The organism is Brachyspira aalborgi, assembly GCF_008016455.1.
GTDB classification, from domain to species: Bacteria; Spirochaetota; Brachyspiria; order Brachyspirales; family Brachyspiraceae; genus Brachyspira; species Brachyspira aalborgi.
Genome location: NZ_SAXU01000001.1, coordinates 2,305,945 through 2,327,989 on the forward strand (window position 1 = coordinate 2,305,945; position 22,045 = coordinate 2,327,989).

A 22,045-nucleotide genomic window follows, 5' to 3' on the forward strand; every position below is an offset into this window, starting at 1 on the left:
ATATCGCTAATTATTATTTTTTATTATAATAAATTTCCCTCAAACATTCTCTCGCTACTTTTCTATCGTCAAAATCTACAATTCTATTTGGAAATATTTGATAAGTTTCATGTCCTTTTCCAGCGATTATAACTATATCGTTTTTTTTCGCTTCTCTTATCGCTTCTTTTATTGCTTCTCTTCTGTCAATAATTTTTTTATAATTAAAATTTAATCCTTTAAAACCAACTTCAATATCCGACATTATCTGCTCTATGCTTTCGTTTCTTTGGTTGTCTGTAGTTAGAATTGAAACATCAGAATATTTTGCCGTGATTTTTGCCATTATCGGACGCTTCTTTCTATCTCTATCGCCTCCGCATCCGAAAACTACTATTACTCTATTTGGATTTAATTTTTTAGCTTCTATTAAAATATTTTTCAAACTATCGGGAGTATGAGAATAATCGACTGCGACTATAAAATCATGTTTTTCATTTGTCACTATTTCAAATCTTCCCGCAACTTGAACTTTGCTTATTGATTTTATCGCTTTTTTTATATCCAATTTATACTCGCAAGCATAAGCTAAAACGGATAGAGAATTTAATATATTAAATCTTCCAAGCATCGACAATTTTACTTTTGAAATAAATTTTCCTTTTGCATAAAATTCGTATTCGGTAGATTTTGAGTTTAAATATATAATTTTTCCGTAATAATCCGCTTTTTCGTTTAATCCGTAAGTTATAATTTTTAAATTTAATTTTTTTATATAATTTGAAATTTCTTTAAAATAATCCGTGTCGATATTTACTATAGCTAATTTTTTCTTTTTGCAACTTTCTTTTAATAAATCGAAAAGTTTTAATTTCGCTTTCAAATAATTTCGTATATTCTTATGATAATCTAAATGGTCCTCTGTTATATTCGTCCATATCGCCGTATCAAATTGCAAATAATCGCATCTATTCATTGCCAAAGCTTGCGAAGAAGTTTCCATAACTATATTAGAAATATTTTTTTTGAGAGATTTATTAAATATATTTTCTAAATCTATAGATTCGGGAGTAGTGAGATTCGTTTTTATCTCTCTTTTGCCAATCATATTTTTTATAGTGCCAATTAAAGTGGTTTTATTTTTATTATTTTCTAAAACCGATTTTAATAAATAAGTCGTTGTAGTTTTTCCGTTAGTTCCCGTTATTGCGATTGTTTTTATTTTTTTTGTAGGTTCGTTAAATAATTTTGCCGAAATAAAAGCGAGAGTTTCTCTTGGATTTTTAGCGGATACGAAAAATATTTTATTATATTTATTTTTTAATTCTTTTATTTTTTTTTTATCAAATCGAAAATCGTATATTATAATATTCGCTTTATTTTCAATCGCATTTTCAATATATTTATGTCCATCGTCTTTAGTTCCTTTAATCGCAACAAATATATAATCTTTTTTAATTAATTTTGAATTATAAGCTATATTTTTAATTTTTGTATTAAAACATTCTTTTGTTATATTTTTTGAATCAAAATTATTATAACCTTTAATTAATTCTTTAAAATATTTCATGTTAATTCGATTTTATTTTTAAGTAAATTATATCGTTATCGCTTGCAGCCGAACTAAATCCGTTTATTATCGCAGTTTCTATAAATCTATTTGGAGAAGATAATTTAACTTCTTCAGCGTTTAATACTTTAACTTCTTTTTCAAGTTTTTCGATTTCTTTATCGAGCCTTGAAAGTTCCATTAAAATTTCATCCGATTTTATATTTCTTATAAATGTAAATACGCTTATAATTATAACGAATAATATTATAACTATAAAAAGCGAACCTATAGAATAAGTTTTTGATTCTTTAATTTCGTTATTTTCGATTTTTGTTTTATTTTCTTTTAATCTTTTTCTCATGATTACCTCTATTTATAATAATTGCGCCGCTCTCAATTTAGCGCTTCTGCTTGCAATATTTAATTTTATCTCTTCATTTGTCGGTTTTAAAACTTTAGAATTTAAAAGTTTAAATATTCCGTCTTTATTTTTTGTTTTTTCATTATCTTTAAAAAATCTTTTTACAATTCTGTCTTCTAAAGAATGATAGCTTATTATAACTACGACTCCGTATTTTTTTAAAATATTTTTTATATTTTCTATAGATTTTTTTAATATATTAAGTTCGTCATTAACTTCAATTCTAATAGCTTGAAATATTAAAGTAGCGGGATTAATTTTTCCGTATTTTTTAGATTTATCAGAATTATGAAATATAATATTTTCCAATTCTTTTGCCGTTTCTATATTTTTTTTCTCTCTTTCTTTTATTATCGCGTCCGCTATTTTTGGAGAATTTTTTATCTCTCCGTATTCTTTAAATATTCTCTCCAAATCTTTTTTTTCGTATTTATTAATTACTTCATAAGCGTTTATTTTATTTATTCCAAGTCGCATATCGAGTTTATTATTTTCGTTAAAAGAAAATCCTCTTTCGGCTTTTTTGAAATGAAACATTGAAACTCCCAAATCGTAAAGAATAAAATCTACATTTCCAATTATATTTTTTGGAAGCGAATCAATCATTTTATCGTAAGTGTTATTATAATAATAAAATTTTTTATAGTCCGCCAATCTTTTTTTCGCTATCTCCAAAATATTTTTATCTCTTTCAAAACCATAAACCTCAAGATTCAAATCGAGCATAGCTTTAGTATGTCCGCCTTCTCCCAAAGTTGCATCAACGACTATATTTGAATTTTCGGGAATAAAACTTAAAACTTCTTTAATCATAACAGGTTTATGAATTATTTGAGATTCCATATTATCCATTTGTAATATTATCGGTTTTTTTATCATATAAATGACTTATGCTATTGACATTTTTTATAAAACATGTATAATATTAAAAAATTGATTGTAATTGTCGAAAAAGGAGAGCATGAAAAATGAGCGGATGTAAATTCTACAATACAATACAATACAATACAATACAATACAAGCCATTATTATAATTTTTGGCTGTTTTTTCATTGCAAAACTAAAGAATTATTTGAAACATTTAAACGCTACTTTTGGCGTCTACAAAAATTAACTATCAAGGAGATAACTCTATGAAATCTAAAAGTAAAAATTTATTTCTAAAAATTTATATTCCGTTTGTGATTGTTACGATTATCGCTTTAGTCGTTTTACAAATATTGGGTTCTAAAAAGAGAGTTGGATATTTAACCGACTTCAAATTAAATGTTGCTAAAACTTTAGAATTAAATAATTTAAATATATACAGTTTTACCGAAGAAGGATTTAAAAATTATTTATTAACTAATGATAGTATAACAAACTGTATTTATGGTTTTAGAATTAGATATTATGATAAAGTTTTTAGAAACAGCGATATTTACGGAGTTTATCCCGATTTATCAAACTTGCCTGATTATATGAAAAATGCAGAAATGGACGAGGGAGGTAGTCCTTACGGAAATTTTATTTCTGACAAAAAAGAGATTGAAAAGAAAATTGATAATATTAATTATATTTTGAAAATAAAAATTAACTTTATTATAATTTTGGCAGTTATAATATTGACTACATTGTGTATATATTTGTTATCGCCATATTTAATAGAAATAGCAAATATTCTAATAGAAAATGATTTTAATGATAATAATTTTAATTTCACAAATAAAATTTTAAATATTGCTTTTTATATTTATATTATATTGCTGTCAATAATTATTTTATCATCGAATTTATTTACAATTATAACTGTTGATGACTGGGTCTATTCTTCAAATTGGGGACTTTATAATATTTATAATTTTTACGGATATTTTTGGCATAGAGGTAGGCATTTTGTAGAAATTTTAATAGCATTGAGTATGAGACCTTTTGGAAATATACTAATATCATTTGGTATCGAACCTTTTTATGCATTAAAAATATCAAATGCTGTCTTTATATTAATATATTATTATTTAATATCAATATCCGTTTCTTTATTTATATGGATATTAAATAACAAAAGGAATTATAAATTGACTTGGTTGACTACATTTTTATTTACGCTATGTCTTACAGGACTTAAAGGCAATTGGACATTTTTAGCAGCTTATATAGCGTCAGCTGGAATAGCATTATTAATTTGGTTACCTATGTTATATTATTTCATTTATGAGAAAGAATTTATTTTAGGTAGAAATAAAATTTTATATTATTCTATATTTACTTATTTAATATATTTTGCGACTTTTACTATTGAACCTACATCTCTTACTATATCGGGATTATCGTTATTTATTTTGATATATTATATAAACATAGATAAAAAAATATTTGCTGAAAATCATTCTTCTAAACCTAAAAAATATATAATTTTCTTTTTGATTTTATTTATAATATCAACAGTTATTGCATTTCTTTTAACTTTATTTTCTGGTAGAGGACAAACTCAAATAAAAGTAGTAGATAATTCTTCACCTATTAATAATATTATAAACGCTTTTGCAGATTTCGGCATATTTGAAAAATTTCTTATTTTATTTGCCGTTATATATATAATTTTCTTAATAAGTAAATTTATCAAATTAAAAAAAATATCTAAAATTGATTATATTTGTTTCTCTGTATTATTTGTAGCTCTTTTAGGAATATTTGGATTTTCCGCTATAAAACTAACAACCTCTAATATATTGTTAGAATTTTTATTAATATTTATAGTTTTATTATTAATTTTATTAAAAAATATAAATAATAAAACTATATGGAATGCTATATCTTCCTTTATCATTATAGGATTAATTATAATAATGGGGATGCAAGTTTATATAGATTATGATAATCATTTTAAATCTTCATTTTATAAAGATGGTAAATCGGATTATAAACTTCTTCAACTTTTTATTGAAGCTGATAAATTAGGAAATAGCGAAATAATATTAACAAAAGAGGATATAAAAAATTTAAGTTTAGAATCTCACAATATAAAAAATTATAGCGAGGAACTGCCAAACATATATATATCTAATTGGATGCTATATTACGGTTATACAAAAAAATTAATATTAATTAGAGTAGAAGATTAATTTAATAAGGATTTTTACGATGGATAAAACGATATTAAAAAAAGAAGAAGATTTTCACGATAATTGGGCTAAACAAACCGATTTAGATAATATATTAGTAGACGAATATTTTGAAAGTTGCACAACGCCTGAAAATAAATACATAATAAATAAATTAGGAGATTTGAAAGGTAAAAAACTGCTTGATATAGGTTGCGGTTTAGGAGAATCGTCTGTTTATTTTGCTAAAAAAGGCGCTATTGTAACGGCGAGCGATATTAGTTTGGAAATGTTGAATTTATCTTTGAGATTAGCCAAAAAACATAATGTTAATATAGAAACATTAAAATGTCAGTCGGATAAAATACCCGTAGAAGATAATTCTTACGATGTAATTTATGCGGGTAATATTTTGCACCATGTTAATCTAGAAGATACTATAAAAGAAATTCATCGCATTTTGCGTGGGGGGGGGGGCAATTCGTTTCTATGGACCCGTTAGCGCATAATCCTGCAATTAATATTTATAGAAAATTAGCCAAAGAAGTTAGAACCGAAGACGAACATCCTATTAAAATGAGCGAATTAAAACTATTCAAAAAATATTTTAATAATGTTGAATATGATTGTTTTTGGTTATTTACTAATTTTATATTTGTTAAATATTATTTTATAGATAAAGTTAATCCAAATGAAGAAAGATATTGGAAAAAGATAATAAAAGACGCGCATGATATAGAAAAATTATATTGTAGATTAGAAAAGATTGATAATATTTTTAAAAAAGTATTCCCATTTTTAAAAAGATACTGTTGGAATATCGCAATAATATCTTATAAATAAATTATTTTGGAATGAAAATGAAAAAAGTTAGTTTTATTATACCCTGCTATAACGAAGAAGAATCTTTACCAATCTTATATCAAAGATTAAATAATGTTGCAAATCAATTAAATAATTATAAATGCGAGTTTATTTTTATCAATGACGGAAGCAAAGATAAAACCGAAGAGATTATTGAAAACTTAAATAAAAATGATAATCGAGTAAAATTATTTTCATTCTCAAGAAACTTCGGACATCAAGCTGCCGTTAGTTGCGGAATACATAACTGCGAAAGCGATATTGCAATTATTATTGACGCCGATTTACAAGACCCGCCTGAAATTATTCCCGATATGATTAAAGAATACGAAAAAAACAAATGCCCGATTATTTACGGAAAAAGAATATCGAGAGAAGGCGAGAGTTTATTTAAAAAATTAACCGCTTCAATATTTTATCGATTAATTAATTTGCTTTCGGAAGTTCAATTTCCCGTAGACACGGGCGATTTTAGATTGATAGATAAAACAGTAATTGAGGCTTATAAAAGTTTTAGCGAAAATCCAAAATATATAAGAGGTTTGATAAGTTGGATGGGATTTGAGCAGAAAGCTTTCGAATATAAAAGAGAATCTAGAATTGCGGGAACTACAAAATATACTTTAAAGAAAATGTTGAGATTGGCATTAACGGGAATATTATCATTTTCAGTAAAGCCTTTGAGAATATCTTTATACTTTGGAATAATATCAATTTTGATAGCCGTAATTTTTTCATTAAGAGTATTTTATTTATATTTATTTTCTTCTGCAGAATTAGTTAGAGGTTGGGCGTCTACTATAATAATAATTTTATTTATGGGAGGCGTTCAATTAATATCGTTATCCGTAATAAGCGAATATTTGGCTAATATGTTTAATCAAGTAAAAAAGAGACCAGAATATATTATTAAAAATAAGATAATTTAAGCGAAATCTTTCAAATGTCCTTTTGAAACTTTTTTAAAAGCTCTCAAATAATATTTAATATCGTCCAAATCTCTTATAGATAAAATTTTATGAGCCAAAAATCTCGGGGTAAAACTCAAATTATAAAGTTTCTGTATCCATTCTTTTATTTTCTGCTCGCCTACTTCCGTTTTCATTATCGCCTGACGCATATCGTAATCTTCCCAATTTTCCGTGAGAAGCAAATTGTCCGCTTTGCAATTATTAAATAATTCCGTTCCAGGATATGGAATTATTATAGTAGCCTGCATTGTTTTCGCGTATCCTTTAAGCAAAAGTTTTTTTGTAAGCTCGTAAGTTTTTTCAATATCTTCTTCCGTTTCCCAAGGATAGCCTAACATAACGGTTATATGAGGAGAAAGTCCCGCATCCGAAGCCGCTTTGCAAGAAGTTAATATTTCTTCGGCTTTATTTCCTTTTTTCAATTTGTCTAATGTAATTTGACTTGCAGATTCTAATCCGAATAATAAAAATCTAAATCCCGCTTTTTTCATTAATCTGTATTCTTCTTCGTTTACAGAACCAAAACGCATATTGCAATCTATATTTACTTTTTTATTTAATTTTCTTTCAATCATAATATTGCAAAAATCGTTTAGCCATTTCTTTATCGGAAAACATCCCGTATCGTCCATTATCTCTTTTATATTATATTTATTGTATAAAAAATCTATTTCGTCTACTACATTTTCCGCCGTCCTAACTCTAAAGTTAGTATATATTCCCGTCCAAGAACAGAAAGTGCAACGATGATGCCAACAGTCTCGTCCAGCCATTATATAAGTTCCAGGAATTCTCTTAAAATTTCCGTTATCGTAAGCGTATCTTTTCCAATCAGTTAAATCTCTGTCGATAAAAGGCAAAGTTTTCAAATCATGTCTCAATTCAAACATTCCCGTATTTTTTATATTTCCGTTTTCTCTATAATATATTCCTTTTTCAAGTTCGCTTTTTCCGTTAAGATATTCAATTAAATTAAGCAAAAGAAAATCGTAATCGCCTCCGCATAATAAATAATCGACTTTAGATTTTTGCATTGTCTCTTCGGGCATCGCCGTAATATGGTCTCCTCCGATAACTACTATAGTTTTAGGATATTTTTCTTTTAAGGCGTTTATTATTTTCCAAGCCTTATATATTACGGGAGTTTTTACTTCAAAAAATAATAAATCGGGAGTATTTTTATCTAAATATTGATACCATTGAGAAGCGCTCATATTTCTTGCGATAGCGTCAATAAAATCGACTTCATATCCCGCATTTTTTATCATTGTAGCCGCAGTCGCGGGAACTACAGGATAAATATAAGTCGGACTTTTAAACCATTGAAACTGTCTATTTTGAGATAAAAGAGCCACTCCTCTATCGCTTTCAAAAGGCGGATAGCCTATATATATTTTATTTATTTTATTCATAATTTATGCCTTATTTTTTAATTAAATTTTAATAACTTAAATTCAAAACATATAAAACTATATCTTCAAATTCTATATTTACGCTTTTTGCCATAGCGGGAATATCGGATGTGTTCGTCATTCCGCCTTGCGTATTAACTTCCATTAAATAAACTTTATTATTTTCGTCTATTATAGCGTCAATTCTGCAAAGTCCTTCGCATCCTAAAACTTCATAAGCCAAAGAACAAATTTCAATAACTTTTTTTTCTGTTTTCTTATCTATTTTTGCGGGAACTTCTAACTCCGTTTTTCCTGGCGTGTATTTTGCATCATAATCGTATATTTCGTTTTTAGTATTTATTCCAAGTATTGGCAAAGTAAATATTCCGTTATTTTCTCTTACAAGTCCAACCGTTATCTCTTTTCCTTTTATATAAGGCTCGATAAAATAATCCGAAATTTTTTCAATTTTTTTTATAGCTTCTTCAAATTCTTTTTTTGTTTTTATCAAAGAAACTCCAACGCTTGAACCGTTTGATATAGGTTTTAATATTAAAGGAAAATCTATTTTATTATTTTCATTAACAATATCTTTAAGCAAAATAAAATCCGCAGTCGGAACTTTAGAAGATTGCCAAATTCTTTTAGTATAAACTTTATTCATACAAACTGAACTTACCAAAGTATTCTCTCCCGTATATTTTATATTAAGACAATCTAAAAGCCCTTGAATTGAGCCGTCCTCTCCGAAAGAACCATGCAAAATATTATAACAATATTCTACTTTTTCTTTTTTTAGAATTTCCACAAGCTCATAATGATTTTTAACATCGATTAAAATGCAATTATCTTTAATTTCGTTAAAACTTGTAAGAGCTTTATAAACATTCTCTCCGCTTCTTAAAGAAACTTCTCGCTCTTCGCTTATTCCTCCGTAAAGAACTGCAATTTTTTTATTTTGGAATTTTTTTAAAATATTTTTTTTAATCTCTTCGTTTAAAATCATATTAATTCCCGTTAAATTAAAAAATCTATATACGATTTATATAATGTCGCATATAGATTGTATGATATTGAACTTTTTTCTTTCTCTCTCGCTTAAAGCCGCATATTTTGATTTATAAACGATTTCATTTGCTAAAAACATAAACTGCTCTTTTATATTTTCCGCCGCTTCTTTTGGAGTTTTTCCGCTCGCTCTTATAGCCAAATCGTCATTTACTATTAAATAATTTCCGTCTTCAAGTTCAATTAAATAGCCTCTTAAATAGGTTTTAAAATGAAAATCGTCCGTATCGTTAAAATTTAATTCTAATTTTTTTCTAGCCATTAGTATATACCCGCCTTTTTTGAATAATTTTCATTAGTCAAACTAAATGTTTTTTGAGTAAAAGGAATATCGTTGGTATTAAAAGCGTAAGGAATTCTCTCTTTAAGCCCTCTTATACCGTTGGATATAGCCTGATTTATTATAGTGTAAAGTTCCTCGCCATGTCTTTGCTGATATTTTACGACATCGGCAATAACTATTTCATAAGCCGTTTGTTTTGTCGGCGAACCCGTATCGCCTATTATATGGTAGGATTTTCCACTTAAAGTGTCAACCCAAAGATATTCTCCGTTAGCGTCATAAATTCTAAAATCTACTATAATATTTTGAGACCAAAAAGACATATAAGAGTTTGCATACATTATTCCGTCATAATCGTTAAATATTTTTTCTATCGCGGTTTCGTCCGATATTCCCGAAGGCAGAGTTCCCGTAGCCGCGACATAATCCGCTCCTAATATAGAATGATTTGATAATTTTGAAAATTCCGATTTTCCTAAAGCTTCTTCTAAAGTTATAAGTTTAACCAATTCGTTTTGAGAGTTAAAATTGCTTATAAAACTTTCTAATACATAATCGGCGTATATTTCCGTATTCAAATATTTTAATTTATCAAAATATTGATTAGTCATATCTTTAGGAAATGTAAACGAAGCTATAACAATATTTCTTTCTTTGCTTATAATATTGTCGACAACGACATAAGATTTCCTCATATTTGCGCATGATATTATAATTAATATAATAAAAAATATAAATAATCTTTTAAGTATTTTTTTATTCTTTTGTTTATTCATACGCGTTTCCCTTTCTATATTCTATAACCTGCTCCGCTATCGATTTTACCGCATAATCGGAGTCTCCCGAAGATAATAAATTTAAAGCTCTATCGACTTTTGCATCTTTATAATCTTTCAAAGATTCTATAGCAGTCATTCTAACCCATTTATTTTTACTCGATAAACTATCTAAAATCGGATTTAAAAGTTCGGGAGCGTTTATATTTCCCGCAACTTTTAAGGCTTCCATTTGAACTTGCAAATCTGTGTCTGAAATCGCTCTTTTGATGCTGTCGATAGCTTCTGGGTTGCTTGCCGCGAGTTTTCCAAGTCCCATAACGGCAATACATCGAACATTAAAATCAGGGTCTTCAACGCTAGCTTTTAAGAAATCGCTATATGCAATTTCAGTTTCCAAATTGCTTAAAACCCACATAGCTTCCGCTCGCACTTCTCTATTTCCATTTTGAGCTGCGTTTAAAACTTCCAAAAGCGCCTCTTCGTTTTTAGGATTTTTTGCCAATTTTCTTTCCGCTCTATTTATATCTTCGATTCTTCGTAGCGTCACATTTTTTTGAGAACATGAAATTAAAAATAATATAAATAATGCAAATACAAAAAAATTGTTTTTCATTAAAAAATCCTACAATAATTTATTTTTTATTTTATTTATCTCTTCTTTAGCTTTATCAATATTTTCAATCGAGCCTTGAGCGAAAGCGTCTTTTCCGCCTCCTCGTCCTCCCGCAGCCGAAATAATCTCTTTTACTATGGAATTAGCCGATATATTTTTTAAGGCTTTTCCCGTAACTTGAGCAAGTATCGAATTTGACAAATCCATTTTGCTAATCATTATAGAGACAGAATCCTTTACTCTTTCTTTTATAGTATCCGCGTATAATCTTATATCTTTTATATCTTCATTAAACTCCAAATTGTAAAATCTTATTCCGTTTAAGTCCTCGTAATTCTCCATAAACAAACTTGAGGAAGAGCCTGAAGTTTTTAAACTCTTATTTTCTTTTTGAAGTTTCTTTATTTCATTTTGCAAATTTTCCGCTCTTATATTAAGTTCGTCTATTTTTGAAGCTCCAAGTATATGAGTTAAACTCTTTACTTTATTAAACAAATTTGTAGCCTCTTTTGCCGCTTTAATTCCCGTTATTGCCTCTATTCTACGAACTCCGCTTGCAATCGAACCTTCGCCGACTATATGAAAATAACCGACTTGAGCCGTGTTTGTCAAATGACTTCCTCCGCAAAGTTCCACAGAAAAACCGTTTCCAATATTTAATATTCTAACCGTATCGGGATATTTTTCTCCGAATAAAGCTTTCGCTCCCGAAGATATAGCTTCTTCTTTTGGCATAAATTTTATTTCAGCGGGCATAGATTTAAATACTATTTCATTAACTTGATTTTCTATAGAAATTAAAGTTTCTTCGTTTATAGAATCGGGATGAGTAAAATCAAATCTTAAATAATCTTCGCAGACGAAACTTCCCGCTTGATTTATATGACTACCTAAAGTTAATTCCAATACTTTTTGTAAAATATGAGTAGCCGTATGATTTTTTCTAATTGAGTTTCTTCTATCTAAATCGACAAATAATTTTATTTCCTCACCCGCTTTCAAAGAATAATTTTCGCAATCGACAATATGAATAATCGTATTTTCTTTTTTTTGAGCGTCAATGATTTTAATTTTTTCTAATTTTGAATTTTCAATATAACCCGTATCTCCGACTTGTCCGCCCATCTCTCCGTAAAAAGGCGAAATATTGGTTATAACAATAGCTTTAGAATTTGAAACGCTTTCCTTTTTATTTCCGTTTTCGTATAAGGCTACAATTTTTGCATCGACTCCGTTTATAATAGAATCATAATCTTCGCCCGTATATTTAGTTTCAAAGTTTTCAATATAATCAAATTTAGATTTTTTATCGCTATCAATTCCTCTGCTTCTATTTCTTTGAGATTCCATAGCTTCTTCAAAACCTTCTTTATCAATCGTAAAACCATGCTCGCTTGCCTCTTCTTCCGTTATATCTAAAGGCAATCCATAAGTGTCGAAAAGCATAAAAGCGTCAGAACCTTTTATAATTTTATCTTTAGAATCTTCCATTACCGAATAAAGTTTATTGATTCCAGCCGATATCGTATTTATAAATTTATTTTCTTCTTCTTTTAGAATTCTTTTTATATTATTTTCTTCTTTAGGCAAATTATCGTATATGCATCCGTAAACATTTATAACCGAATCCGTAATTTCATTTAGAAAAGCGTTTTTATAACCAAAATCGTTTGCCGTTTTCAAAGCTCTTCTCAAAAGTCTTCTTAAAACATAACCTCTGCCTTCGTTTGAAGGAATGCATCCTTCTCCTATAACGAATACTAAAGCTCTTAAATGGTCGGCTATTAAATTTATTTTAGTTTTATTTTTATCTTCGTATTTTATATTTAATTTTTTTGTTATAGAATCTACAATCGGCTTCATAACATCGGTTTGATAATTGCTTTCCGCTCCTTGCATAATATAGCATAATCTTTCGAGTCCCATTCCCGTATCGATTCCGACATTTTGAAGAGGAGATAATTTTCCGTCAGTATCTTGAAAAAATTCATTGAAAACCAAATTCCAAAATTCTAAATATCTTTCGCAATCGCAACCGACATAACAGCCCTCTTTATGACAGCCTTTTTCTTCGCCCATATCAATATAAAGTTCGCTACAAGGTCCGCAAGCTCCAGAATCTCCCGCAGGTCCCCAGAAATTATCTTTTTTTCCAAGCCTAACAATTTTTTCTTTTGGAATTCCTATTAGTTTATTCCAAAGTTCAAAAGCTTCGTCATCTTTTTCGTAAATGGAAACATATATTTTTTCTTTAGGCAAATTAATAACTTCGGTTGAAAATTCCCAAGCGAATTCTATCGCTTCTTTTTTAAAATAATCGCTCATAAAACAGAAATTCCCAAACATTTCAAAAAAAGTATGATGCCTTGCGGTTTTTCCTATGTTTTCCAAATCGGATAATCTAAAACATTTTTGTATTGTGGCTACTCTCGAATATGGAGCTTTTTTTATTCCCGCATAATAAGGTTTAAATTGAAGCATTCCCGCCGTAGTGAATAATAAATTCGGGTCGTCTATCGGTATTAAGGAAGAAGATTTTTCTATAGCATGTTTTTTGCTCTTGAAAAACTCTTTAAATTTTTCCCTTAATTCTAAATGTGTCATAATAGCTCCAATATTCTAAAAAATTAAATAACTTTAGCTTATTAATAATATATTTAAATTGTTCATTTTGCAAGTAGAATTTAATACAAATTAAAGAAGTAAAATTATTTTTCTTTATTTTTTATATATCTTTCAAGTAAATCTTTTATATCGTCATATTTAAAACCTTTTCTCATTAAGGTTCTTATAATATATTCTTCTTTATTTTCTTTATCCTCATAAACTTTATAATATTTTCTTATTGCATTTTTTAAGGCTTTGTTTTCGCTTCTATAACTTATTGAGTTTGAGGCTCTTTCTATTAAAGAATTTTTTATTTTGGATTTTTTAAGATAATCTATTATAAATCTTTTGCTTTTTCCTTTTAGCTTTAACGAATTAACGGCTATTTTTGTAAATCTTTTATCGTCTATTAAATCATAATCTCTGCAATATTTAATCGCATAATTTATAAATCTTTTTTTATGTCCTTTTTGAGCGAGTTTTTCTTTAAGCATATTTTCGCTTACAAAACTTCTTTTTAGAATATTGACGGCTGATTTTTTAGCGGAAGATTCATAAGCTCTCATTCTTATATGCGGAATTTCTTCGTATTCGATTTCCATTCCTTCGTATATATCGAGTTCATAAACTCCATTTTTTGGAATACTAAAAACGCTTCCGCCCGAAACTTTTATATATACTTTATCGCCTTTGAATTTCATTTTTAGAATAAACATAAATAAATATTATATTAAATTTATCTATTTTCAAGTATTTTATAATTCCAAAACTTATAAAAGTTATATTTTTTTATTGCATATATATTTTTATAATATATAATAATAAAAATGAATAAAAAATTAATAATCTCATTAACCTTTATATTATTTGTTTCATGCAATAAAGTTAAATATCAATTAGAAAATAAAAACGAAAAAAATTATAGTTTTGAAACGGCTCAATATATTTCAAAAGACGGGATAAACGGAGAGATTGAAGCGGGAAAAAAAGATTATTATTATTTTGGTATTGAAAAAACTCAAATTATAGATTTTTATATTTCAAATTCTACAAAATCTCATATCGCTATGACTTTATACGACAACGAAAAAAATATTATAAAAGTTATAAGCGAACCTGATTATATTGTAAACGCCTCAAATACAAACGAAATGATAAAATTAAATAAAGATATTCAAATTATGAAAGGAATGTATTTTGAACAACATAACGATATGCTTTCTTCAACGCTTCCAAAATATTATATAACAATAGAATCAAGAGAAAAAACGGAATATAGTTTAATACTTCAAAAAAGAGAATATAAAGAAACTGATGAAAAAGAGCCAAACGATAAAATAGGCAACGCTCAAATTATTGAAGTCAACAGCGATAATAGATTATACACGATAGAAGGATATTATAGTCAAACTTATAATCCCGCTTTAACTTCGGGAGATTTAAAAAATATGGAAATAGACGCTTATAAAATTACAAATGGTTCTTTTAATATTTATTCGATTTCAATAGAACTTTCGGGCGTGCCTTCTATTGACGCAAGTTTAAGATTATACGATTATAAAGGAAATTGGATAACTATTAAAGATATAAATAATACGGGAGACGGAGAGACGATTGATAAATTAATATTATATCCCTACTCTTCATATTATTTTGTTTTATCGGCAAATAATACTGTTTTAAATATTCCATATCGATTAAATATAATAGCTAAACCTTATGATAAATATACGGAAAACGAGCCTAACAATAAACCTGAAGAAGCTCAAAATATAGAATTTAACAAAACTTATAAAGGAGCTATAGATTATTCTTTTGATAGAGATTATTTTTCTTTTAATATTCCGATTCAATCAAGCATAAAATTAAAATATTTTTTAATCGATTCTCAAGCGGTTAATATATCCGTTTCAAATAATATTGACGGAAAAATAAAAACGATGCCACAAACGGACGATGAAAATATATTTAGTTTGCCTCAAGGAAAATATTATTTAATTTTTGAAAGAGATTTAACCAAAGAAGCTTGGCAAAAAGGAATCTCAAAAGCGAGAAATTATGAATTCAATTTAAGCGTTTCAAATGAAATGAGTATGGATTATAATTACGGATATTACGATTATAAGGATGAAACGGAAAATATAGACGAATATAATTATTATTACTATAATGAAGAAAGCCAAAAAGAATTTGAAGAAAATTTAGAAAATAATTTTAACGATACGAATAATAAGATTGAAGAAGATTATAATTCTGATTATTATTACTATTATTATGAAGATGAAAGCAACAATTATGATTATTATAACGAATATTAAAAAATTACTATATCAATTTATTTATAAAGAATATAATATATAATTATAAATTATGAAGATAAAAGATTTATTTAAAAATTTAAAGAAAAAAAAAGAAAATGAAACAAATGCCGAAAATCATTTGGGCGAAAATATTAATAATAATCAAATTAAAAATAATAACGCTAAAAGAAAATTCAAGAAAAGATATATTCCTTTAATTATTTTAATCGTTTTGATAATCGGAATAATCGGAGCGAGAATATATTTTAATAACGAAAGAGTAAAAAATTTAATAGAAAATATTGTTTATTCTTCAATGAATAGAAAATTGGAAATTGGAGATTTTAAATATTCTATTTTATTTCCAAATATTCAAGCTAGCGATATTATGCTTTATAATTCTACAAAATTTAACGAAGCTGAAAATATTTCTATAGATAATTTGAGATTAAGATTTTCATTATTTTCTTTATTTTTATTAAAATTAAATATAAAAGAATTTTCAATAGACAATTTATATATTAATATGTTTACGGATGAAAGCGGAAATTGGAATTTGCCCGATTTGCCTCCTTCTGAAAAAATTAAAGAAACTAATAAAGAGCCTTTCGATTTTCATAAATTGGATTTTCTTAAATTAAAAGCGAATATTGAAAATATAAGAATAAATAATTTGTCATTTAAAGCGGATAGTTTTTCTTATATAACAAATCAACCGAATAACGGACTTATCGCAAGTTTAAGCAATTTTAATTTGCATTTGGATGTTCATACAAAAAGATTTGAATTATCAAAAGCGATTAGCGTTTACGCTCCCGAAATATTGAAAGATATTGATATAAAAAGTTTTATAAGCGATAGTTTGACTTATAACGACAGCAAAACTTTATTTAAAGATAATCCGCTATTTAATTTAAATATTGATAATAAAAATAATAAAGACGAAATTGAATTAAAATTTGATTTTGAAATAGAAAAGCCAAATTTTAAATATAACGGAATTAAAAAAGAAGATATGCAAACGGCTTTCAATTTGCTTGCAAGATATAATATAACAAATCAAACCGTTTATATAGATAATATTTCTTCGGAACTTTTAAATGACGAAATATTGAAAATCATAGCATCCGCAACGGAAATATTTTCAGATAATATTGGAATTAATTTAGAGACATTATATGCAAAAATAGATTTGAAAAAAGTTAATAGCCTAACTTCAATATTTATGCCTTCTTTAGGTTTGAATATGAGCGGTTTAGTTAATGCAAACGCCGATAAAACTGCGGGAACTATAAATAATATTGATAATAATGTTAATATATCTTTAGAAAAAATAAATTTATCAATGTCTAATTTAATAGCTATAAATAATTTAAACTCTCTTACAAAAATAAATTATAATTATAACAAAAATAAAAATTCAAGAGACGATATAAAAATAAATCATAATACAACGATTGATAGAGTTTTTGCATTAAATAGATATATGATAAATAATACCGATTTAACTTTTAGAGTTATCTCTTCGTTAAACGGACTTTTGGAAATCGCTCCCGCTATAAATAATCCCAATAAAAAATCGGATACTATTATTTATGTCGATAATATTTCTACAAAATATATGAATTCCTCCGATATAATTATGAACGGAGAGGTAAAATTTGACGAACCAACCGATTTAAATATTAATCTTAAAACTCTTCCTTTGGCTAATTTAAGCGGAGGACTTGCAAGAGGTTCTTTGAATGCCGATTTAAATATTTTCGGAGATTTGATAAACGATATTGACGCAAACCTTAACGCTATAGTAAATAATTTTTCTTATAATTTATCGGGAGAAGTTTCTTCTACGGCAAAAGCAAAATTAAAACTTTTAGCAAATGCCGATTTGCTCTCTCAAAGAATTAAAGTTTCAGAACTTAATTTAGATTTGGATAATTTTTTGAATTTTAAATCGCATCTTGATTTGGGAGGAATGGGATTAAAAAAAGGTTTCGTTAATATCCATACTTTAAGAATAGCGCCTTATTCAATGAAAAGATGGCTTTCGCCAAAATTTGCAGAATTGCTTGAAAATTTGCCTTTTGATGACGATGTTCGTATAACGAGCGCTTTAGGTTATAATTTATCTTTAGAAAATACTTTTGCAAGTTTTACAAATTATAGCACTTTTTACGCGACTGAAGAAAAATATAAACTTCAAGATATTTTTTTGCAAGCCGATGCGGATGTTAATTTTGGAGAAAATTTGCATGCCAATATAAGAAAATTTAATTTGGAAAGTCCTACTAATAATTTAAAAGTTAGCGTTGATGGATATTTTACGCCAACAATAAAAAATGCAAATTTAAATTATGAAATAGGATTAAACACGGAAAATTTATATCTTCCTTTCGGAGTTGAAATTGGAGGATTATTAAGTTTGATTGGAAATTTAAAAAACAATATAGCAAACGGAGATTTTATAACGGATAAATTTTTTGTTAATATGGATTCTTCAGATAAAATGTCTATAGTATTGAAAGGCTTAAAATCGAATATAGATTATCATTTTGATTTAACTCCGACTACAAATCAAGCAATATCGACAGCGGCGAGATATACTCCTTTAGTTAGTCAAGTTCCGAATCTATTTTTTGAGCAGCTACGAGTTTATTTGAAAATAGCTCCTTTTATAGACGACAGTATAAGAATAACCGATTTTTCTTCGGCGGTTAAAGTGCAAGGACATGGATTTACAATACAGGATTTAAAATCTTCTTTATATATTGGAGGCGAAAAATTTGACGACAATTTATTTTTAGCGTCAATATCTAATGAAACCGCGCCAAGAAGAGGAGCGATTCATTTGCCTTGGCTTAATTTAGATTTGGGAAGTTTTAATGCAAGCAGTATAAAATACGATATGCGTATGTTGGCAAGCGATATTAATTTTAAGTATTTGCTTTCGCCCGAAAACAGAAGCAAAATAGACGATGATAAATTATTGGTTAATCTTACGGGCGATATTTCGGGAATTGGAATTAATCCTTTAAGCGCTATAAAACCCGCGACTTTCTTTGTAGGAATAAGCAAAATGTCAACGGAATTTTCAAAATTTTTAATAGAACTTATAAGACCGATTAACCCTGGAATATCTACGGTTGAGAATATAGTTCAATTTGGTTATGATGCAAACGCGGTTGAAGTTAGCATTTCGGCAAATAAAGTATTTACTACTTTTTATTTTAGAGACCAAAATTTGGATAAAGCGAGTCAGCATAAACAACAACTTATAGCCTTTGAAGGAGATAAATTCGGTTTAGAGCCAATGCCTTTTTCGGATGTAATATCTTATTTAGAAGGAAATAATTAAAAATTTGTAGGGGATTAAAAAATGAAATTATATAGTTTAATTATAATAGTTTTTATATTTATTTTAAGTTGCTCAAAATTAATACTTGTTAGAGAGCCAGAGATGAGAGTTTTGGGAGGAAAAACTTTAATCGAGGCGCAAGTTTTGGGAAGATATAGACAAATAGACGAAAGCGCCTATCAAATATCGACTTTATCGAGCGAAAAAGATTTAAGTCTTATTATGGTAAGCACAAATATTTCAGAGGAGATTGCTACCGATTATAAAGAGGCTTTAATTAGAAGTATGTTTAATCAAGATGAAATTAATTTATATAAAACCAATTCTTATATAGGCGAAAATAATAAAGGATATCTTTCGTATATTGCATTTGAAATATCAAATCCAAAAACTCAATATGGAGAAGAGAGAATAAAATATATAAAAGAGATAATGGAAAAAGAAAATACCGACAGAAGAACGATAGCGGAATATTTAATTTTATCGGACCCAAAATTAACTATGGCAAATATAAAAGAAGTGGAATTGGCTTTATATAGAAGAAATATACAAAGACTTATAAATAATACTTATTATCAATTACCTGACAATACTTGGACTGTTTATATTAATACAAATAGTTAATTATATAGTTGATATATTTTTTAATTTATGTTAAAATTATTTTAAAATAAATTATCAAAAATATTAAAAATGAGATTTAAATATGATAATTAAGAATACTGTAAATTCGTTAAGCAAAGCAAAGCAAAGCAAAGCAAAGCAAAGCAAAGCAAACCTTTAAATTTTTTTCAACATTATGTTTATTTAATAAATATTATATTTTATTTTCTAAAAAATATTTTAAGTCTATATTTAATATTATTAAAAGAAAAATTAATTTCTTTTTGTTTTCAAAATATTTTTATATAAATAATTTATTATTTAAGGAGATTAAATTATGACTGAAGAACAAAAGAAAAAATGCGAGGAAATATATAATTTACATATTGATTTTCCTCTTAAAATTAGACCTATTTTTTTACCTAAATTTGGATGGGTTAAAATTGCCATGCTTTTAGCGGAAGTATTTAATAAAAACATAACCGAAGAAGAAGCGGGAGAAATTTTTGATAATATTTTTAATAATATTGGTAAAATGAATTGCGTTAAGGCTAAGGCTATACTTCTACCTATAGGAATAAATCTAATGAGTCAATCCTATTATAAAGATATATTTTGGAAAATAGCCAATTATTTTGATAACGGCAATAAAGAAGCAAATAAAATAAATAATGTCGTAGAAAATACGGCGAAGGAGAAAATTATGACAGAAGAACAAAAAAAGAAGTGCGAGGAGATTATTAACTCCTACAAATCAAAACTTGGAGATGTTGATATTAGTTTATTAGCAAATCCTTTTAGTAGTATTTTCAGTATTTTACAATCAGCCCATCAATATGTAGAAATCACACACATGACTATATCTTTGGCAAAAGTATTTAATAAAGATGTAAGCGAAGAAGAAGCGAAAAAAATTATATTTGAATTAAAAGAAGACTTAAAAGAAAATCGAGATGATGAAAAATATAAAGATTTTGAAAGTATAAGTTGGGCTATAGTAGATAAATTAGACGATGAATTAATATTAAACTTATTAATTTTAGGAAAAACGGGAACTGGCAAAAGTAGTTTAGTAAACGCTTTAGTCGGCGAAGAGGTAGCAAAAGTAGGAGATGCCGAACCTGAAACAGAAGATATATACCCATATTCCGCTGAAATAGACGGAAAGAAAATCATTATACATGATAGCTGGGGAATGGAAGTCGGCAAAGAAGATATATGGGACGATATTATAAACAAAAAATTAAAAGAAAAAGGAATTGATAAAGATATTAAAGATTGGTTTCATAGTGTCACATATTGCATACAAGCTGGCGGCAATAGAATTGAAGATTTTGATGCAAAGATAATAACAAAATTTATAAAAGATAAATATAATGTAATCGTAGCTTTAACGAAAGCCGAACAAATGGGTAAAGAGGATAGAGAAAAATTTACAGAAAAAATTAAAGAAAGAATAAAAAAAGAAATAGAAAAAGAAGATGCAAAAAACGATATTATAGTCGTTTCGGTATCGGCGTCTCCCAAAAAATTAGACTATATGACTGAAGCTCCAAAACCTTATGGGATTGAAGAATATAAAGCGGCTATTTTAATATCTTGGAGAGAAATATTTATAAATAGAATTCCTATTCATATAATAGAGAAATTGAAAAAAGATATAGAAAATTCAAAATCTAACGCTCCAAAAGAAGGCAAAGATTTAGAAAAATTGGCTAAAGAAATACAAAAATATTTTATTAATGTAGTAAAAGAAAAAGTTCAAAATCATGTAAAAGATAATTTTGAAAAATATTATAAAATTACTGAAGATATTCTTGTTGCAAGTAAAAATATAGATATATCTAATTTAAATATGTATGGAAGCATAGATGATACTACATATATATTTAGTGCATTTGATTTTGATTCTAGCGTGCTTGAAAGTATAGGAAACATAGTTCTTATGTTATTATTAGCTCCACTTACTATAGTAAGTGGTTTGCTCGATTTAATTTCACTTATAGCTTTCAATATAAAAAAATCTGACAAAATAAACGAGTTTATAAACGAAGTAAGCCAAAAAATCATAGATAAAATAAGCGAAGAAGAATTTGAGAGCGAAATTAGAAAAATTATTATAAACGCTTTGAATGAAATTGATAAAAAAATAATTAAATTAAATTAAAATTTT

General features: G+C 27.1%; 18 protein-coding genes. 8 read left to right on the top strand and 10 right to left on the bottom strand.

Annotation, left to right across the window (positions count from 1 at the left end; all coding sequences use genetic code 11):
• Positions 1-13: 13 nt before the first annotated feature.
• From EPJ79_RS10525 to rsmH, 3 genes are read right to left on the bottom strand one after another with little or no spacing between them, the layout of a single operon-like run.
• Positions 14-1,549 carry a UDP-N-acetylmuramoyl-L-alanyl-D-glutamate--2,6-diaminopimelate ligase gene (locus EPJ79_RS10525; RefSeq protein WP_147739449.1) on the bottom strand — a complete coding sequence of 512 codons (1,536 nt, stop codon included), beginning with the start codon at positions 1,547-1,549 and terminating at the stop codon, positions 14-16.
• Between the two features lies 1 nt (position 1,550).
• Positions 1,551-1,892, bottom strand: coding sequence for a hypothetical protein (locus EPJ79_RS10530; RefSeq protein WP_021957797.1), 342 nt, complete (start codon positions 1,890-1,892; stop codon positions 1,551-1,553).
• A gap of 12 nt (positions 1,893-1,904) precedes the next feature.
• Positions 1,905-2,831, bottom strand: coding sequence for a 16S rRNA (cytosine(1402)-N(4))-methyltransferase RsmH (gene rsmH, locus EPJ79_RS10535; RefSeq protein ID WP_420913206.1), 927 nt, complete (start codon positions 2,829-2,831; stop codon positions 1,905-1,907).
• Between the two features lie 254 nt (positions 2,832-3,085).
• On the opposite strand from rsmH, the gene EPJ79_RS10540 reads away from it, so the two are divergent.
• From EPJ79_RS10540 to EPJ79_RS10555, 4 genes are read left to right on the top strand one after another with little or no spacing between them, the layout of a single operon-like run.
• Positions 3,086-5,056 (top strand): hypothetical protein, encoded by a 1,971-nt coding sequence (locus tag EPJ79_RS10540; protein ID WP_147739450.1) that lies wholly within the window; start codon positions 3,086-3,088, stop codon positions 5,054-5,056.
• A 19-nt stretch (positions 5,057-5,075) separates the two neighbouring features.
• Positions 5,076-5,537, top strand: a complete 462-nt coding sequence (locus EPJ79_RS10545; RefSeq protein ID WP_147739451.1) for a class I SAM-dependent methyltransferase — start codon at positions 5,076-5,078, stop codon at positions 5,535-5,537.
• Entirely contained in the window at positions 5,525-5,878 is a 354-nt protein-coding gene (locus EPJ79_RS10550) for a hypothetical protein (RefSeq protein ID WP_147739452.1), read from the top strand. The genes EPJ79_RS10545 and EPJ79_RS10550 overlap by 13 nt, the downstream gene beginning before the upstream one ends.
• Positions 5,879-5,895: 17 nt before the next feature.
• On the top strand, positions 5,896-6,828 hold the full coding sequence (locus tag EPJ79_RS10555) for a glycosyltransferase family 2 protein (RefSeq protein WP_147739635.1): 933 nt from the start codon (positions 5,896-5,898) through the stop codon (positions 6,826-6,828).
• Here EPJ79_RS10555 and EPJ79_RS10560 read toward each other — a convergent pair.
• The 7 genes from EPJ79_RS10560 to EPJ79_RS10590 form a co-directional block, all read right to left on the bottom strand.
• Complete coding sequence (locus EPJ79_RS10560) at positions 6,825-8,282, bottom strand: B12-binding domain-containing radical SAM protein (RefSeq protein WP_147739453.1); 1,458 nt, start codon at positions 8,280-8,282, stop codon at positions 6,825-6,827. The genes EPJ79_RS10555 and EPJ79_RS10560 overlap by 4 nt on opposite strands.
• 28 nt (positions 8,283-8,310) lie before the next feature.
• Positions 8,311-9,270 carry a D-alanine--D-alanine ligase family protein gene (locus tag EPJ79_RS10565; RefSeq protein WP_147739454.1) on the bottom strand — a complete coding sequence of 320 codons (960 nt, stop codon included), beginning with the start codon at positions 9,268-9,270 and terminating at the stop codon, positions 8,311-8,313.
• 36 nt (positions 9,271-9,306) lie between these two features.
• The gene (locus EPJ79_RS10570) at positions 9,307-9,594 is read right to left on the bottom strand and encodes a hypothetical protein (RefSeq protein ID WP_021958598.1); all 288 of its coding nucleotides are present in this window, start codon (positions 9,592-9,594) and stop codon (positions 9,307-9,309) included.
• Entirely contained in the window at positions 9,594-10,391 is a 798-nt protein-coding gene (locus tag EPJ79_RS10575; RefSeq protein WP_147526541.1) for a hypothetical protein, read from the bottom strand. The genes EPJ79_RS10570 and EPJ79_RS10575 overlap by 1 nt, the downstream gene beginning before the upstream one ends.
• The gene (locus EPJ79_RS10580) at positions 10,384-11,007 is read right to left on the bottom strand and encodes a HEAT repeat domain-containing protein (RefSeq protein ID WP_147739455.1); all 624 of its coding nucleotides are present in this window, start codon (positions 11,005-11,007) and stop codon (positions 10,384-10,386) included. Before EPJ79_RS10580 ends, EPJ79_RS10575 begins: the two co-directional genes overlap by 8 nt.
• Before the next feature lie 9 nt (positions 11,008-11,016).
• Positions 11,017-13,611, bottom strand: a complete 2,595-nt coding sequence (alaS, locus tag EPJ79_RS10585; RefSeq protein WP_147739456.1) for an alanine--tRNA ligase — start codon at positions 13,609-13,611, stop codon at positions 11,017-11,019.
• Between the two features lie 104 nt (positions 13,612-13,715).
• Entirely contained in the window at positions 13,716-14,315 is a 600-nt protein-coding gene (locus EPJ79_RS10590) for a regulatory protein RecX (RefSeq protein WP_147739636.1), read from the bottom strand.
• A gap of 126 nt (positions 14,316-14,441) precedes the next feature.
• On the opposite strand from EPJ79_RS10590, the gene EPJ79_RS10595 reads away from it, so the two are divergent.
• The 4 genes from EPJ79_RS10595 (at position 14,442) to EPJ79_RS10610 (ending at position 22,039) form a co-directional block, all read left to right on the top strand.
• Complete coding sequence (locus EPJ79_RS10595) at positions 14,442-15,932, top strand: peptidase (RefSeq protein WP_147739457.1); 1,491 nt, start codon at positions 14,442-14,444, stop codon at positions 15,930-15,932.
• A gap of 52 nt (positions 15,933-15,984) precedes the next feature.
• Complete coding sequence (locus EPJ79_RS10600; protein WP_147739458.1) at positions 15,985-19,269, top strand: AsmA family protein; 3,285 nt, start codon at positions 15,985-15,987, stop codon at positions 19,267-19,269.
• A gap of 21 nt (positions 19,270-19,290) precedes the next feature.
• On the top strand, positions 19,291-19,893 hold the full coding sequence (locus EPJ79_RS10605) for a YdbL family probable chaperone protein (protein WP_147739459.1): 603 nt from the start codon (positions 19,291-19,293) through the stop codon (positions 19,891-19,893).
• Positions 19,894-20,209: 316 nt separating this feature from the next.
• Positions 20,210-22,039, top strand: coding sequence for a GTPase (locus tag EPJ79_RS10610; RefSeq protein WP_147739460.1), 1,830 nt, complete (start codon positions 20,210-20,212; stop codon positions 22,037-22,039).
• Positions 22,040-22,045 lie beyond the last annotated feature (6 nt).

Bases quoted from the DNA above. Each gene is read 5' to 3' on its own strand.
- EPJ79_RS10560 (WP_147739453.1), bottom strand. From the start codon at position 8,282: ATGAATAAAATAAATAAAATATATATAGGCTATCCGCCTTTTGAAAGC.
- EPJ79_RS10580 (WP_147739455.1), bottom strand. From the start codon at position 11,007: ATGAAAAACAATTTTTTTGTATTTGCATTATTTATATTATTTTTAATT.
- EPJ79_RS10595 (WP_147739457.1), top strand. From the start codon at position 14,442: ATGAATAAAAAATTAATAATCTCATTAACCTTTATATTATTTGTTTCA.
- rsmH (WP_420913206.1), bottom strand. From the start codon at position 2,831: ATGATAAAAAAACCGATAATATTACAAATGGATAATATGGAATCTCAA.
- EPJ79_RS10570 (WP_021958598.1), bottom strand. From the start codon at position 9,594: ATGGCTAGAAAAAAATTAGAATTAAATTTTAACGATACGGACGATTTT.
- EPJ79_RS10575 (WP_147526541.1), bottom strand. From the start codon at position 10,391: ATGAATAAACAAAAGAATAAAAAAATACTTAAAAGATTATTTATATTT.
- EPJ79_RS10565 (WP_147739454.1), bottom strand. From the start codon at position 9,270: ATGATTTTAAACGAAGAGATTAAAAAAAATATTTTAAAAAAATTCCAA.
- EPJ79_RS10540 (WP_147739450.1), top strand. From the start codon at position 3,086: ATGAAATCTAAAAGTAAAAATTTATTTCTAAAAATTTATATTCCGTTT.
- EPJ79_RS10525 (WP_147739449.1), bottom strand. From the start codon at position 1,549: ATGAAATATTTTAAAGAATTAATTAAAGGTTATAATAATTTTGATTCA.
- EPJ79_RS10600 (WP_147739458.1), top strand. From the start codon at position 15,985: ATGAAGATAAAAGATTTATTTAAAAATTTAAAGAAAAAAAAAGAAAAT.
- EPJ79_RS10550 (WP_147739452.1), top strand. From the start codon at position 5,525: ATGGACCCGTTAGCGCATAATCCTGCAATTAATATTTATAGAAAATTA.
- EPJ79_RS10545 (WP_147739451.1), top strand. From the start codon at position 5,076: ATGGATAAAACGATATTAAAAAAAGAAGAAGATTTTCACGATAATTGG.
- EPJ79_RS10590 (WP_147739636.1), bottom strand. From the start codon at position 14,315: ATGAAATTCAAAGGCGATAAAGTATATATAAAAGTTTCGGGCGGAAGC.
- EPJ79_RS10555 (WP_147739635.1), top strand. From the start codon at position 5,896: ATGAAAAAAGTTAGTTTTATTATACCCTGCTATAACGAAGAAGAATCT.
- EPJ79_RS10610 (WP_147739460.1), top strand. From the start codon at position 20,210: ATGACTGAAGAACAAAAGAAAAAATGCGAGGAAATATATAATTTACAT.
- alaS (WP_147739456.1), bottom strand. From the start codon at position 13,611: ATGACACATTTAGAATTAAGGGAAAAATTTAAAGAGTTTTTCAAGAGC.
- EPJ79_RS10605 (WP_147739459.1), top strand. From the start codon at position 19,291: ATGAAATTATATAGTTTAATTATAATAGTTTTTATATTTATTTTAAGT.
- EPJ79_RS10530 (WP_021957797.1), bottom strand. From the start codon at position 1,892: ATGAGAAAAAGATTAAAAGAAAATAAAACAAAAATCGAAAATAACGAA.